The organism is Amycolatopsis sp. NPDC050768 (genome assembly GCF_040654155.1).
Taxonomy (GTDB): Bacteria; Actinomycetota; Actinomycetes; order Mycobacteriales; family Pseudonocardiaceae; genus Amycolatopsis.
The window spans coordinates 115,749-129,696 of sequence record NZ_JBFAHL010000008.1; the positions used below are offsets into that span (position 1 = coordinate 115,749).

Consider the following 13,948-nt stretch of genomic DNA (forward strand, 5'->3'; position numbering starts at 1 on the left):
CCGTCCGACGCCCGGGCAGGTCAAGCGGTAAGAATGGGCACGTGCCGGAAGAAGTCGAGGTCAGCGCCGGGCGCACCCGGAACAGGTGGGGCGAGGGCGACCGGCTGCGCGGGGAGATCCTCGACGCGGCCAGCCGGCTGCTGTCCGAGCTCGGCGGTGAGGACGGCCTGACGATCCGCGGCGTCGCCCGCGCGGTCGGCATCGCGCCGGCGAGTATCTACCAGCACTTCACGGACCGCTCCGCGCTCGTCGCGGGCTTGCTCGACCACGAGTTCGCGCGGCTGCGCGCCGCGATGGAGGCGGCCGAGGCGAGCGAGGACCCGGCGGACGTCGTCGGCCGCGTGCGCGCGCTGATCCATGCGTACTGCAGCTTCGCCATGGAGAACCCCGGCCACCACCGGCTGATGATGGCCAACGGCGCCACCCGCGCGACGCCCGACGCGTACCCGAAGGGTCCGTTGCCCGACCTCATCGAATTGCTCACGACCGGCTTCGCGCGGTGTGACGCGGCGGGCTTCTCGCTCAGAGTGCCCGCCGAGCGGGCCGGCGTGATCGCGTTCGTCGGCGCCCACGGCCGCGTCGCGCTGTTCCACAACTCGCCCGTGCGGGGCGGCGCCGACTCCGTCCTGCCGTTCGTCGACGAGCTCGTTTCGCTCGTTTTCGCCTGAGCCACGGGCGTTTTCTCCCGTTTCCACCCGACCGCTCTCGGCCGTCCCGGTGATCTTGTCCACGGAGGTGGCCAACTCTCCACCAGAGTGCCTAACATGTGTTCAGTAACTATCCGAACAATCGTTTGGTAACTCTCCGTGGGAGGGATTGTCGATGACGGAGGTCCTCTCGTCCTCGTCGCAAGGCGTGCCCGACGCCCGTGAGCCCGAGTACCCGATGTCGCGCGGGCGCTGCCCGTTCGACCCGCCGCCCGAGCTCGAGCGGCGGCTGCACGACGAGCCGGTGTCCCGCGTCCGGATCTGGGACGGCAGCGAGCCCTGGCTGTTCACGCGCTACGAAGACGTCCGCGCGCTGCTCCGCGACTCGCGCGTCAGCGCCGACACCGACCTGCCGGGCTACCCGCCGCAGTCGCCGGGCGTCGCGGCCCGGCGCAAGCGCGCCAAGGCGTTCATCAGCATGGACGACCCCGAGCACGCTTCCCAGCGCCGGATGCTGACCGCCGACTTCATGGTCAAGAAGATGGAGCGCCTGCGCCCGCGCATCCAGAAGATCGTCGACGAGCTGATCGACGACATGCTGGCCGGCCCGAAGCCCGCGGACCTCGTGCAGGCCTTCGCGCTTCCCCTGCCTTCGCTGGTGATCTGCGAGCTGCTCGGCGTGCCGTACGAAGACCGCGCGCTGTTCCACCGCCTCAGCAAGGTGCTGGTCTCGCAGGAGGCCACACCGCAGCAGTCGCTGGACGCGGTCGAGGAACTGCTGGCCTACCTGAGCCGGCTGGTGGAGCAGAAGCTGACGGACCCGGGCGACGACGTGCTGAGCCGTCTCGCGACCGAGCAGGTGGCCACCGGGACCATGACCGCCGACGACGTCGCGGCGATGGGCCAGCTGCTGCTCGTGGCCGGTCACGAGACCACGGCCAACATGATCGCGCTCGGCACCGTGGCGCTGCTGGAGCATCCGGAGCAGCTCGACCTCGTGCGCGACGGTGACGCACCGCTGATCGCCAACGCCGTGGAGGAGCTGCTGCGCTACCTCACGATCGTCCACACGGGACGCCGGCGCGTCGCGTTGGAGGACATGGAGGTCGCGGGCCGGCGGATCCGCAAAGGCGAGGGCCTCATCGCCGCTTCGGACGTCGCCAACCGCGACGCCGAGGCCTTCCCTGACCCGGACAAGCTCGACGTGACGCGCAAGGCCCGCCACCACGTGGCGTTCGGCTACGGCGTGCACCAGTGCCTCGGGCAGCCGCTCGCGCGCGTCGAGCTGCAGGTGGTCTACAGCACGCTCTACCGGCGGATCCCGACGCTGAAGCTGGCGGCGCCGTTGACGGAACTGGGCTTCAAGAACGACATGCTGGTCTACGGCGTGCACTCGCTGCCGGTGACCTGGTGACTCTTTCGGAAAGGACTTGCTGAGATGAAGGTGGTCATCGACCAGGACCGGTGCGTCGGGGCGGGCCAGTGCGTGCTCGCGGCGCCGGAGGTGTTCGACCAGCGCGAGGACGACGGCATCGTCGTGCTGCTGGACGACAACCCGCCCGAACAGCTGCACGACCAGGTCCGCGAGGCGGCGCAGATCTGTCCCGCGCTGGCGATCGAGTTGGCGGGCTAGCGCGTTCCTTGTTGTCCATTGTGGAACCGGTCGGGCGCCACACGGTGGTGTGACGCCCGACCGGGGAATGTCGTGGTCGGCGCGGTGCTGGCTAGGGTGACTCGTCCTGGTTGCCGGGGAAGGGAAACCCGCCGTGTCGCTCCGCCGTCTCGTGTCCGTGCTGATCGCCGCGCCGGCTCTGCTCGCGGCGGGCGCCGTGCCCGCCGCGGCGTCCATCGCACCGATCCCGCCGTCGCCGCTGCGGTGTGCCGCGGTCGGTGACGTCGCGGCCACGCTGAATTCCCGCGTCGAGGCCATCGTCGCCGAGATGGGCTCCAACCCGAACGGCACGGCGAACCCGGTGGCCACGGCGTTCAACGACGCCACCGCCGACCTGCCCGCCGCGCCGGCCACGGGCTGCGCCACCGATTCGGCCGCGGCCGACACCGTCGTGCACTCGGTCTTCACCTACGTGCGCGCCGTGAACCGCTTCTCGCCCACGTTGACGCCGACGATCAGCCTCGTCGTGGACCCGAGCGTGAGCAACTTCGTGTACGCCGTGCAGACCGCGTCTCCGGGCACCTACACCGACACGTCGCGCGCCATCACGCCGGAAATGCGCGGCGAGCTGCTGCAGGGCAAGTACGTGCTGACGGTCACCGCGCTCGGGTTCTGACCCGGGCTTTATGCTGTAAGGAGTCGCCGTTCAGGGGGTTCCTCGTGGTCGTCTTCGCCGGGCAAGGGGACGCCCGCCGCTCGATGGAGCTCCTGTGGCGCAAGGACGTCGCGCCTCGTGGCGGCGGGCCGGGGCCCAAACCCGGGCTGAGCGTGGACGCCATCGTCGCGGCGGCCGTGGAAATCGCCGACGCCTCGGGAATGGGCGCGCTGTCCATGCGGGCGGTGGGCGAGCGCCTGGGCCGGACGGCGATGGCGCTGTACACGTACGTGCCGGGCAAGACCGAGCTCATCGACCTCATGTACGACCAGACGCTGACCGAGCTGCGCGACGACCACGACCTGTCCGGCGGCTGGCGCCCCGCGGTGGTCGCTCTGGCGCGGGAGCTCTGGGACTTCCACCTGCGGCACCCCTGGTTGCTGCAGGTGTCCTACGCCCGGCCGGTGCTGGGGCCGGGCGAGTTCCGGATGCAGCAGCTGGTGCTGCGGGTCCTCTTCGCGACCGGTCTGCCTGCCGCGCGGGTGCGATGGATCGTGGGCGCGTTGCTGAATACGGTCCGCGGCTCGGTGCAGATCGCCGCCGAATCACGCCAGGTCTCCCGCGAGACAGGACTGTCCGAAGAGGACTGGTGGTCCTCGCGGGCGGCGGTGCTGGGGGAGCTGGTGCCGGATTTGGTGTCGCGGTATCCGTTGGTGGGCCGGTTGGGTTCGGAGCAGCCACCGGTCGCGTCGGACGAGCCTTATCTTGAGCGTGAGGCGCGGCTCAGCCTGGAGTCGGGTCTGGATCTCCTTCTGGACGGTATCGAGGCGGCTATCGCTCGGGAGAGCTGATCGACCACCGGACTGCGAAACGTTGGCGCGCTGAGCCGGGCAGGCGTTGTTCGGTTGCGTGAAAGGATCGAGCGACGAGAAGCCTCCGCGAGGGAGCGACTAGGGTCCCTTTGCTTGTTGAAGGGCACCGATCGTCACAGGTCTCCGGGTGGCGGGCCACTCGATTTCGGACGGCGGCGCTCCGGAGCGGGCGGCACCGGCTTCGCCGCGACTACGTCGGACAACGGCACCACCACGAGGCCACGCTTCGTTTCCACTGTGCAGGAAGAAGAATCACGGTCCCGCAGCTCGCCGAGGGCGTCCGTGAAGCCGCCCTCGATGCGGTAGCGGACCACGACGCGGGTGCCCAGTGGCAGGTCCAGGAGGATCACAGGCGTGCCGCGAGTTCGTCGTCCGACGGTTCCACCAGGTGGGTGCCGTCGGTGAAGACGATGGTCGGGATGCGGCGCGCGCCGTGCTGGAGGGAGCGCACCAGCGTCACGGCGGCGGGGTCCGCCTCGACGTCCACGTAGTCGTACGCCACGCCGCGGGAGTCGAGCAGCGCGCGGCTGCGTTTGACGTCCGGGCACCAGCTCGCGCCGTACACGATCATGAAGCCACCTCCGAAACGGCAACCGAAGCAGACGAAGCGGGCACTCCATGCCCCAGGAACGTCAGCCAGTCGCGGAACACGTGGTGCACCGCCTCCGCCCCGACGGGTTCGCCGGGCGCGGGGAACGAGCGCGGGTGCAGGATGAAGCCGCGCTGCTGCGGGCCGCCGAGGGCGCCGTGGGACCCGACGTGCCGCTCGAACGGCGACGACTGGTCCGACTCCGGGTCGTAGCGGCTGTTGATCATGATGTCCGCGCAGTGCGGGAACGAGTCGACACGTTTGACCAGCTCGTCGGCGTACGGGCCGTAGTCCGCCAGCGGGTCCTCGCCGACGACGACGCCCGTCGCGAGGCGCTTCAGGCCGTCGCGGCCGAGGACGACGGGGCCGAACTCCGAGCTGTGCACCAGCATGAACCCGACGCCGTCGTGGTCGACCAGCGTCGGCAGCAGGTCCGGGTACTCACGCTCGATCGTCTCCAGGTTCACGCGGCCCTCGTGCTCGGTGAACGACACCATCGCCAGGTGCCCGGACACCACGCAGACCACGCCGGGCGCCACGCGTGTGACCTCGCCGGGCGAGCCGCTCGTGGTGCGCGGCCGGTTCTCGGCGCACTCGGCGTCCTCGACGCGCGAGCGCAGCCGGCGCGCGATCAGGCCGCCGGTGGTGGTCGCCTCGGCGAGCGCCGCGTTGACCTGCCAGCTCTCGGCCTGCCGGCGCTTGCCGTGCTCGGCCACGGGCGCGCCGCCGCACAGGCGGCCGACCAGGGCTTCCATGGTTTCGCCGAAGCGGTCGACGAACGCGTGGCCCTGGGTCTGGCCGTGGTCCGACAGCCCGACGATGTGGTAGCGCCGCGGCGCGATGCGGCTCGTGCGCAGCAGCCGCGCGAACTGCTGGTCGATCGAGCGCAGCACCTCCAGCGTGTCGAAGCGCTCGATGCCGGAGTGGTGCGCGACCTCGTCGTAGCCGAGGAAGTCCGCGTACACCACGGGCCGGCCCGCCAGCATGTCGCCGATGATCGCCGAGACGACCACGTCCCGCGCGATCACCGTGGTGCCCGGGCGCGCGAGCGGGTAGAAGCCGCCGCGCGGGATCCGCGGCACCACGCCCGCGCGGCGCTGCTTGGCGGCCGCGGACAGCTCGCGGAAGACGTCGATGAGGGCCACGCCGAACGTCCGCAAGACGTTGACCGGGTTCGCGAAGTACGCGCGGTAGCCGGCGCCGACGGAGTCGTGCCGCGGGCCGCGAACCTTGCGCGGCACGAGGACCGGGATGGAGCTCATGGTGAGGCTCACGTGCTCGGCGTCGCCGGAGAACAGGTTGCCGTGGCTGGCGCCGTCGCCCGCGAGCAGGCCGCGCCCGTTGGTGTGGCGGCGCTCGATCTCGGCCGCGTCGCTCGGGTGCGCGCACGCCATCACGTGGTCGCGGTCCTTCTCGTACCAGCGGAACCCGAGGATGTCGTGGTTGGAGCCGTGGAGGATGCCACACACGCTGGCGCCGGTCTGCGAGCTCCAGTCGGTGTGCCAGCGCGTGAGCGAATGCGTGCCTTCCGACAGCCACGCGGCGAACGTCGGCATGTCCCCGTCGCGCACGGCGCGGCGCACGGTGTCGTAGCCCAGCCCGTCGATCTGTAGGAAGACGACGCCGGGCGGCTCCTCGGCGAGGTCCTCACCGGGCGCGTGCTTGCGCCGACGGCGTGCGGCCCGGCGGAAGAAGATCTCGTCCTCGTCCACGGCGAGCGCGCTCGAGATCAGCGCGCCGACGGCCGACATCACCACCGTGATGATCACCGCCGTCCCGAACCCGGACAGCTCGACGCCCGGCACGGCCTGCAGGATCGCCAATGTCGCCGCGCCCAGCAGCAGGTACGTGCCCACGCCGAGCGTGAAGTACGCGATCGGCCACGCGACCCGCACCACCCACGGCCACACCACGGACGTGAGCAGCCCGAGGATCAGCGCGCACACGGTGGGCTGCCACCACGACCGCATGCTGAACCCGTCGAGCCACATGTCGAGCAGCCGCAACGCGCCCGTCACCGCGGCCCACACCAGCACCACGCGGGCGACGACCCGGCCGCCGCCCAGCAGGCGCCCCTTCGACGGAGCGGGTGTCGTCACTGATGTCCTCCAGTCCGTTCGGCCGCCCGCGCGCGCAGCTTGCTGATCACCGTCAACAACACGGTCACCAGCAGCACGAGCACGGTGGCCAGCAGCGTGGCGATCAACGGCGAATCGAAGATGCCGCCGCTCACGATGCCGAGCAGAGAATAGGCAACGGCCCACAACACGCAGGCCACGAGCCCCGCCGGCAGCAACTTGCGCCACGGGTACCCCAGCGTGCCCGCGGCCAGCAGCACCGGGATGCGCCCGGCCGGCACGAGCCTTCCGATCACGACCAGCTGCCAGCCTCGGCGCGCGAACTGCTCCCGCCCCTTGGCCAGCCGTTCGGCCTGCTGGCGCTTCTCCACCCACCGCAGCAGCGGTTCGCTCCCGAACCTGGGCACGGCGAAGGTCAGTACGTCCCCGAGATACGCGCCGGCGATCGCCAGCAGGATGACCAGCGGCAGCGACAGGTGATCCGTCGTCGTCGCGACGGCCGCCGCCGCACCCACCAACGCTCCCGTCGGCACGATCGGGATCACCGACCCCAGCAGGACCCCGCCGAACAGCGCCGGGTAGCCGATCGCCGACGGGTCCGACCAGTTCACGCCCGTTCCTCGGGGGCGGGCAAGGTCACTTCGGCGCCGGGCCGGGTGATCAGGACGTCCGTCGGCAAGCCCGCTTCGACCACGTGCTCGGCGAAGGTTTCCGGCGGCTCTACGAGGAGCTTCTTCATCTGCTTCGTCAGGTGGATTCCGGGGACGGCCAGCGTCCCCCAATGGACGGGGACGACCGCCGCGGCTTTGAGCAACCCTGCTGCCACGGCGGCGCGTTCGGGGGTGAGGTGCCCGGGCCCGAGGTTCGGGCCCCAACCCCAGACGGGCAGCAGGGCGACGTCGACGGGACCGAGTTGCTTCATGCCTTCGAAGAGGTCAGTGTCTCCGGCCGAGTAGACCCTGGTGCCGTCCGCTTCGAGGAGGTGGCCGAGGGCTGGGCTCTGCGGCCCGTGGGTGAGCCGCGGTCCCCAGCGGTGGCCGGAGTGGACGGCTTCCGTCGCGGTGATCCGGAGGTCGCCGTCCTGGATGGTTTCTCCGGGGGCGATCTCTTCGACGTTGTGGACCCCGTGCTTCCTCAGCCACGCGCCGGCGCCCTTGGGGACGACGATCCGCGCCTTGCTGAGCAGGCGGAGCGAGGGAAGGTGCAGGTGGTCACCGTGCAGGTGGGAGATGAGGACCGTGTCCACCCCGGCCCAAGCCGACGAATCGGGCAGCGGGACCACCCGCGTCAACGGCCCCACACGCTTCGTGAGCACCGGGTCCGTCAGCACCACCCGCCCACCGAGCTCCACTCGCGTCGTCGCGTGGCCGAGGAAGTGCAGGTTCAAGCGTCTCACGCTTCGAGTATCACCTGATGAGGGCGAAAACGCCCGGAGGAGTGGTGGGTTGCACCCTGATCGGGTCGATCTTGTGTGGGGTTGGTGCGTGGTGGACGTGGTCGGATGGCTCGGCTACCTACGGAGCTGCTGGGCGGGGCGGGGCAAGCATGTTCCCAACGGTCACCGGTCCACCGTCACGCAGCTGAACCACCCGCCGGACGTACCGGCAAGACGGCCAACCATCTGCCTAATGGTCACCGATCGGCAGACACGACTCCCGACTCAACCACCCGACAAAGCCGTCGGTTTCTCCGATCAAAAGATTAAAACGATGACCTGGGAATGACTCCCCGAAGTTTCAATTTTCATTACGGCTCGGGGTAGCTTGTCAAGGCGGGAAAGAGTACCTTGACAAGCTACCCCGAGCCGTGTGGTTTCACCTTCGTCGGGGGCCGGCCGGGGAAGGGTCGGGGGGTTGGTTGAGGAGAAGTTGGGTTTGGGTGCACCCGCTGTCCGTTGGGGAGATGGGTTTGGCCGGCGGATAGTGGGTGGTTGGACGGTAGGTGGCTGTCTTGGGGTGGGTTACCTGGCGGCAGGGAGGATGGAGGAGATCCTCAGTGAGCCTGTCCCCAAACCCGTTGGGCCTGCTGAGAAGGCCAGCGCGGCCAGGGCATCATCCGGAACGCCAGGGCGGCGGCGGATTTCCTCTTCCGTGTACCTGGCGCAGCCTTCGTGCCAGTTCAGGATTCCCGCCATCCAGTCCTTCAGTTCATCTGTGTAAGCCGTCAGTGCGGCTCGGACGTCCTCGTCGAGGGAGAAGTCCGAGAACAGGCCCGGTAAACCGACGTCGACAGCGTGTTCGAATTCCTTCATTCGGGCGGTCATCAAATCGTTGACGATCTCGAAAGCCGTCTGCTCATCCACGTCGAGGAAGTTGCGGACCACCAGCACCGAGTTGTGAAGCTCGCCTTCGTACTGGATTTCCTTCTTGTACGAGAACACGTCGTTCAGCAGGCAGGCATAATCCATTGCCGAGTGCTCGACGGCCTGGATGGTTCGAGTCCGGTAGATCTCCGGCGGTATCAACCGCCCGTGAGAAATGCGGGACAGGCTCATCGTGAGGTCTGAGCCGAAGGTCTTGCGCCGCATTTCGACATAGTCGATTGGATCAGGGATTCGGTTCTCGGCCTGGTTTGCCATTTCCCAGAGCCAGCTCTCGCACATGTCGACAACGGCCTTGCGGAAGGCGCGGCGTGACTCCAGGCTCATCGGGCCGGCCGTCCGAAGCCACAGGTCGGCGAGGCCGGCCTCCAGTGACCCCTCTGGAGCAGGTATGGGCTCGTCGTCGAGTGGCATGAAGAGCTTGAAGCGCTCCGTGGCCGCCTTCGCCGCGCCCAGGTTGCGGGAAGCTCCGAAGACCACGGGGTAGTAGTCGTCCCCATAGGTGCCCCAGGCCAGCCAGGCGCTGGTCAGGTCCAGTTGCTCAGGGGAAGCGTCGGGGTGGATGCCGGCCGAGCACAGGGGGAGGTCCATGGCGCGCATCTTGTGCTCGTCCCAGACCACGCCGTCGAGGAAGCCCATCGAGGTGCACCAGTCGGCCAGGCGGTCGCGGGCAGCGGCCAGGTGCGGGCTCAGGCGGAGCTCGAAAGGCATGTAGATCTCGGGCCGGACGATCGGGCCCACGGCCTCGTGCGGCTGGTGGGAGAAGGACCGCAAACGCTGGGGAGCGGTGCTCACCAAGGAGGAGAAGATGCGAGCAGCCGAGGTGCCCAAGCCGGTCGGGCCGCCCAGCAACTCGGGGCCGCCGCGCGAGTCGAGCGCGCCTTCGTTCATGTAGCGGCTGGAGCGCAGGTGCCATTCGTGGCCGCCGGACTGCCAGTCCTGGAGGCCCTTGACGTAGGCGAACGTCTCGGCGCGGCCGGACACGTCCACGGCGTGTTCGTCGAATAGAGCCGGGACTTCGGTGAGGGCGGTGTGTTCGAACTGGTGCAACCGGGACGTGAGGAGGTCGTTGACGGCGTCGGCGGCTTCCTGGGTGGCGCAGCCGAGGAACTTCTCGAAGACGAGCACGCCATTCGAAAGCTCGCCCTCGTCTTCGACCTCGCGTTGGTAGGAGAACAAGTCGTTGCGGAGGTGGACGGCGTCGGCGAAGCAGTCGCGCAGGACCTCCATGGGGCGGGAGGCGGCGATGGCGTCGGGAACTTCGGCGTGGACCGAGTGCTCGATGAGGTTCGCGGACCAGGGTGCACCGCCGACCTTGCGGCGCATTTCGATGTACTCGATGGGGTTGGAGACGCGGCCCTCGTTGATGTTGGCGAGTTCCCACAAGGACTCGTCCAGCAGGTTGCGCGTGCTTTCCACGAAGCGGCGGCGCCAGCCCTCGGAACGATGCGGGACGGTGCGGTTCCACAGGTCCTCGAGCCCACGTTCGACGGGGTTCTCCGCGGTCGCCGTGATGTCGCCCGTGACCGGCATGAACAGGGCGATCCGGTCGAGGTAGGCGCGGGCGCTGTCGATGTCGCCGGTGCGCTTGAACAGCTCCAGGAAGTGGTCGTCGAAGTAGAAGACCCAGACGTACCAGTCGGTGATGAGGTCGAGCTCCGTCGCGCCCGCGTCCGGGTGGGTGTAGGCGCAGAGCAGCGCGTAGTCGTGGGAGTCGAAGTCGTGTTCGTCCCAGATTACGGTGCCGTGCTGGGGGACGTCGATCATGTCCATCGTGTACGCCCACGCCTTGCTGTGCTCCCGCGCACCGTCGAGGTGCGGGTTCAGCCGGGCCGGGTAGGGCATGTAGAACTCGGGCAGAGCGAACGGCTGCACAGCGCGGTCCTGGCCTTCCCAGTGGTGGTCACCGACCCAGAGAATCAACCAAACGCGCCGGGCGCCCCGGAAGGTCCGCGCGGGCGTTCCACCCGATCGCTCGCACCGTGTCGCCCGGGCGGCCCAGCCCGGATCACGCCTGAGTCGTTTCCGGGGCCGCCGCGTCATTCTTCGGTGAAGATCAACGCACGCCGGGGAAGTACGGCAGGCTGTCCGGCGTTCACCTGAATGCCCAGACTTCGAGGAGCGACGAATGAGCGACGAGACCCGCGTGGTCCGCAACGACGAGAAGCACCGCTACGAGGTGTACGCGGACGACCAGCTGGCCGGCTTCACGCAGTACCTCCTGCGCGACAACCAGACGGTGTTCACCCACACCGAGATCGACAAGGCCTTCGGCGGCCGCGGCCTCGGCACCACGCTGGCCACCTACGCGCTGGACGACGTCGTGGCCAACGGCGGGGTGATCGTGCCGGTTTGCCCGTTCATCGCGGCTTTCCTGCGCAAGCACACCGGCTACGAAGAGCACGTCCAGTGGCCGGAAGGCACTTCTGACGCGCAGTAAGTCCTTTGTGGACTCAGCCGAGCCGCTCGGCGAGGACGCCCGCGCGGGCGAGTTGTACCGCGCGGGCCCGTGAAGCGGCGAAGCGAAGTAGGCCCGGCGGCGTGTGCAGCCGCAGCGTGTCGGTGACGCGCGTGCCGCCGCCGTCGGGTTCGAGGTCGAACCGGTAACCCATCCGCACGCCGCCGGGCGACACCACGTCGCCGTGGGCCGCCGTGCCGGTGGTGCGGAGCGTGACGACGATCGGGTTGTCGTGGCGCAGAAAGCCGAAGAAGCGGAACCGCTCCACCGCGGTGTACCGCGTCAAGCCTTCTTCCCGTGCGACGTCGCGCACCTCCACCACCAGCGGTGACAAGCCGACGTAATTCGAAGGCTCCGCGAGGTGGGCGACGACGTCCGCGGGCGGTGCGGCCACGGTGAACGCGTGGCTCAGCTCGGTGTCGGGCACGCGCCGACCTTAACCGGAAGCGCCGCCCCGCGATTGCCCCGTGGCGCCCGGCGGGTAACCCATCCCAGTGAATGGTGCGGTCGCACGGCTGTTCGGCCTAGTGCGCCTGAGCCGAACGGGTGCGAGCAGGCCGATTTGCCCGGATGACTTGGTTATTAACCAACCTTCGTCGGTGGTGCGTTGGTTGCCTGGCAACAAAAGTGTGGGGAGTCCCACCGTGGTTTGCGCGAGCCGCTCGCGCAGGATCCGTCCAGCTCAACTGGAGGAAGATTCCATGACTTCCCGGAAAACGTTCGTCGCCGGCTTCACCGTGTTCTCCGCGGCGGCGCTTACGGCCGGCCTTTGCGTAAGCGCGGCTTCGGCCAGCCCGCTCGCCTTCGCGCAGATGCAGACCCAGGCCGTCACCCAGGCGACGCAGGTCGTCGACAGCCTCGGCCTGTCGGGCGGTGGCATCTACCTCGACAACGGCAAGGCCATCGTCAACGTCACCGACGCGGCCGCCCAGCAGAAGGCCGAAGCCGCCGGCTTCGCCACGAAGCTGGTGAAGCACAGCTTCGCCGCGCTGACCAACGCCAAGAACTCCCTCGACGGCGTGAAGAACGTGCCGCAGACGGCGTGGGGCATCGACACCAGGAACAACCAGGTCGTCGTGAAGATCTACGACGCGGCCTCGAAGACCACCGTCGACAAGGTCACCGCGGCCGCCGCGAAGCTGGGAGACTCCGCCCGCATCGAGCACCGCGCCGGCAAGCTGTCGACCTACATCGCCGACGGCGACTCGATCAACAACGGTCAGTTCACCTGCTCCCTCGGCTTCAACGTCACCCGTGGCGGCGAGCCGATGATGCTCACGGCCGGCCACTGCACCAACGAGGGCGGCACCTGGTCGGGCGGCGACGTCTCCGGCGCCCGCGTGGTGGAGAGCGACTGCCCCGGTGCGGACTCCGGTCTGCTGACCCGCCCGAACGGCTCGGGTGACGGCGCCATCAACACCGGCCAGACCATCAGCAGCGCCGGCACGCCGACCGTCGGCGAGCAGATCCAGAAGCAGGGCCAGACCACCGGTGGCGGCAGCGGCGAGGTCACCTCGGTCGACGAGTCCGTGAACTTCGACGTGGGCGTGCTCAACCACGAGTTCGGCACCACCGCGCACACCGACCACGGCGACTCGGGCGGCCCGGCGTACGACGGCTCGAAGGGCCTCGGCACGCTGTCCGGCGGCGACACCGTGACCAGCTACTTCTACCCGCTCACCCTCGAGCTGCAGTCCTACGGGCTCGAGCTCGCCTGATAAACCGCGCTACGGAAGGCCCCTCCACTCGAAGCAGCGGTGGAGGGGCCTTCTTCGTGCGTACGCTGACGGTCATGGAGCCGAATTCGAGCCTGGCCAGGCGGTTCTGGGTCGCGCTGGAGCCCCTGCACGCCGTGGTCTACTTCGCGTCCGAGCCCGCCGCGGCGGCGAAGGAAGTGGGTCTGCGCGGCTGGTGGATGGGGTACTTCGCGGGCCGCGCGGCGCCGCTGGGCCCGATCGGCCCGGGGCCGGTCACGTCGATGTTCTACGGCTTCGCGCCCGGGATGGTCGCGCGCGCCCTGCCCGACGCGTGGACGTTCGCGAAGCCGGAAGACGTGCTGCAGACCCGGATTCTCGCCGTGGAAGCCGCTTTGACGCGGTTGCTGCCATCGGGCGCCGAACTCGACGAACTGACCGGGCTGCTCGAACGCGCCGTCGCCGGCTGCCGCTTCGACGGCCGTCCGCTCGCCGCCGCGTGGGCGTCGGCGATGCGTCCCGACCGTCCACTCGCCCGCCTCTGGCTCGCCACCTGCGCCCTCCGGGAACACCGCGGCGACGGCCACGTGCTCGCCGGCGTGTCCGCCGGGCTGTCCGGCCTCGACGCGAGCCTCACCCACATCGCCGCAGGCACCACGACGCGCGAGATCGTCCAGCGCGCCCGCGGCTGGACCGACGAGGAGTGGGAAGACTCGAGGGCCCGCCTGCTTTCCCGTGGCCTGCTGGACTCCGCCGGCCGGCTCACGGCGAGCGGCGCCGCCGTCCGCCACGACGTCGAGGAGATGACCGACCGCCTGGCCGCGGACCCGCTCGAAGCGCTCGGCCCGGACGGCGTGGACCGCGTGCTGGAGCTGGCCGTACCCCTCAGCCGCGCGGTCGTCGACGCGGGTGGCCTCCCGATCCCGAACCCGATGGGTGCCGTCCGGCCGTAAGACGGAGAAAACCCGCGGCTCGGTTCTCGAGTCGCGGGCCGTGCGGTGTCCGCAGGCGGTCTCGTGGACC

General features: G+C 69.4%; 15 protein-coding genes. 8 read left to right on the top strand and 7 right to left on the bottom strand.

Features of this window, described 5'->3' with window-relative positions; translation table 11 throughout:
* Positions 1-41: 41 nt before the first annotated feature.
* The 5 genes from AB0H62_RS24200 (at position 42) to AB0H62_RS24220 (ending at position 3,765) form a co-directional block, all read left to right on the top strand.
* On the top strand, positions 42-668 hold the full coding sequence (locus AB0H62_RS24200) for a TetR/AcrR family transcriptional regulator (protein WP_360588301.1): 627 nt from the start codon (positions 42-44) through the stop codon (positions 666-668).
* 154 nt (positions 669-822) lie between these two features.
* Positions 823-2,061, top strand: a complete 1,239-nt coding sequence (locus AB0H62_RS24205; RefSeq protein WP_360588303.1) for a cytochrome P450 — start codon at positions 823-825, stop codon at positions 2,059-2,061.
* A gap of 24 nt (positions 2,062-2,085) precedes the next feature.
* Complete coding sequence (locus AB0H62_RS24210; protein ID WP_220246635.1) at positions 2,086-2,280, top strand: ferredoxin; 195 nt, start codon at positions 2,086-2,088, stop codon at positions 2,278-2,280.
* A 133-nt stretch (positions 2,281-2,413) separates the two neighbouring features.
* Positions 2,414-2,935, top strand: a complete 522-nt coding sequence (locus tag AB0H62_RS24215) for a hypothetical protein (protein ID WP_220246636.1) — start codon at positions 2,414-2,416, stop codon at positions 2,933-2,935.
* Positions 2,936-2,979: 44 nt separating this feature from the next.
* Positions 2,980-3,765, top strand: a complete 786-nt coding sequence (locus AB0H62_RS24220) for a TetR/AcrR family transcriptional regulator C-terminal domain-containing protein (RefSeq protein WP_220246637.1) — start codon at positions 2,980-2,982, stop codon at positions 3,763-3,765.
* 134 nt (positions 3,766-3,899) lie between these two features.
* On the opposite strand, the gene AB0H62_RS24225 is transcribed toward AB0H62_RS24220, so the two are convergent.
* From AB0H62_RS24225 to AB0H62_RS24250, 6 genes are all read right to left on the bottom strand, one after another.
* A complete protein-coding gene (locus tag AB0H62_RS24225) occupies positions 3,900-4,136 on the bottom strand; it encodes a ferrous iron transport protein A (protein ID WP_220246638.1) in 237 nt (78 codons plus the stop codon).
* Positions 4,133-4,357 carry a glutaredoxin family protein gene (locus tag AB0H62_RS24230; RefSeq protein WP_360588307.1) on the bottom strand — a complete coding sequence of 75 codons (225 nt, stop codon included), beginning with the start codon at positions 4,355-4,357 and terminating at the stop codon, positions 4,133-4,135. Before AB0H62_RS24230 ends, AB0H62_RS24225 begins: the two co-directional genes overlap by 4 nt.
* Positions 4,354-6,474, bottom strand: coding sequence for a phage holin family protein (locus tag AB0H62_RS24235; RefSeq protein WP_220246640.1), 2,121 nt, complete (start codon positions 6,472-6,474; stop codon positions 4,354-4,356). The genes AB0H62_RS24230 and AB0H62_RS24235 overlap by 4 nt, the downstream gene beginning before the upstream one ends.
* Positions 6,471-7,064 carry a VTT domain-containing protein gene (locus AB0H62_RS24240; protein WP_220246641.1) on the bottom strand — a complete coding sequence of 198 codons (594 nt, stop codon included), beginning with the start codon at positions 7,062-7,064 and terminating at the stop codon, positions 6,471-6,473. The genes AB0H62_RS24235 and AB0H62_RS24240 overlap by 4 nt, the downstream gene beginning before the upstream one ends.
* On the bottom strand, positions 7,061-7,849 hold the full coding sequence (locus tag AB0H62_RS24245) for an MBL fold metallo-hydrolase (protein WP_360588310.1): 789 nt from the start codon (positions 7,847-7,849) through the stop codon (positions 7,061-7,063). The genes AB0H62_RS24240 and AB0H62_RS24245 overlap by 4 nt, the downstream gene beginning before the upstream one ends.
* Before the next feature lie 564 nt (positions 7,850-8,413).
* Positions 8,414-10,648: a germacradienol/geosmin synthase gene (locus AB0H62_RS24250; RefSeq protein WP_360588627.1), complete on the bottom strand. Its 2,235-nt coding sequence runs from the start codon at positions 10,646-10,648 to the stop codon at positions 8,414-8,416.
* 253 nt (positions 10,649-10,901) lie between these two features.
* Between AB0H62_RS24250 and AB0H62_RS24255 the strand changes: the two genes are divergently transcribed.
* On the top strand, positions 10,902-11,213 hold the full coding sequence (locus AB0H62_RS24255) for a GNAT family N-acetyltransferase (RefSeq protein WP_220246643.1): 312 nt from the start codon (positions 10,902-10,904) through the stop codon (positions 11,211-11,213).
* Between the two features lie 13 nt (positions 11,214-11,226).
* On the opposite strand, the gene AB0H62_RS24260 is transcribed toward AB0H62_RS24255, so the two are convergent.
* Complete coding sequence (locus tag AB0H62_RS24260) at positions 11,227-11,658, bottom strand: SRPBCC family protein (protein WP_360588312.1); 432 nt, start codon at positions 11,656-11,658, stop codon at positions 11,227-11,229.
* A 274-nt stretch (positions 11,659-11,932) separates the two neighbouring features.
* On the opposite strand from AB0H62_RS24260, the gene AB0H62_RS24265 reads away from it, so the two are divergent.
* Complete coding sequence (locus tag AB0H62_RS24265) at positions 11,933-12,949, top strand: S1 family peptidase (protein WP_360588314.1); 1,017 nt, start codon at positions 11,933-11,935, stop codon at positions 12,947-12,949.
* Between the two features lie 74 nt (positions 12,950-13,023).
* Positions 13,024-13,878: a hypothetical protein gene (locus AB0H62_RS24270; protein WP_360588316.1), complete on the top strand. Its 855-nt coding sequence runs from the start codon at positions 13,024-13,026 to the stop codon at positions 13,876-13,878.
* Positions 13,879-13,948: the final 70 nt, after the last annotated feature.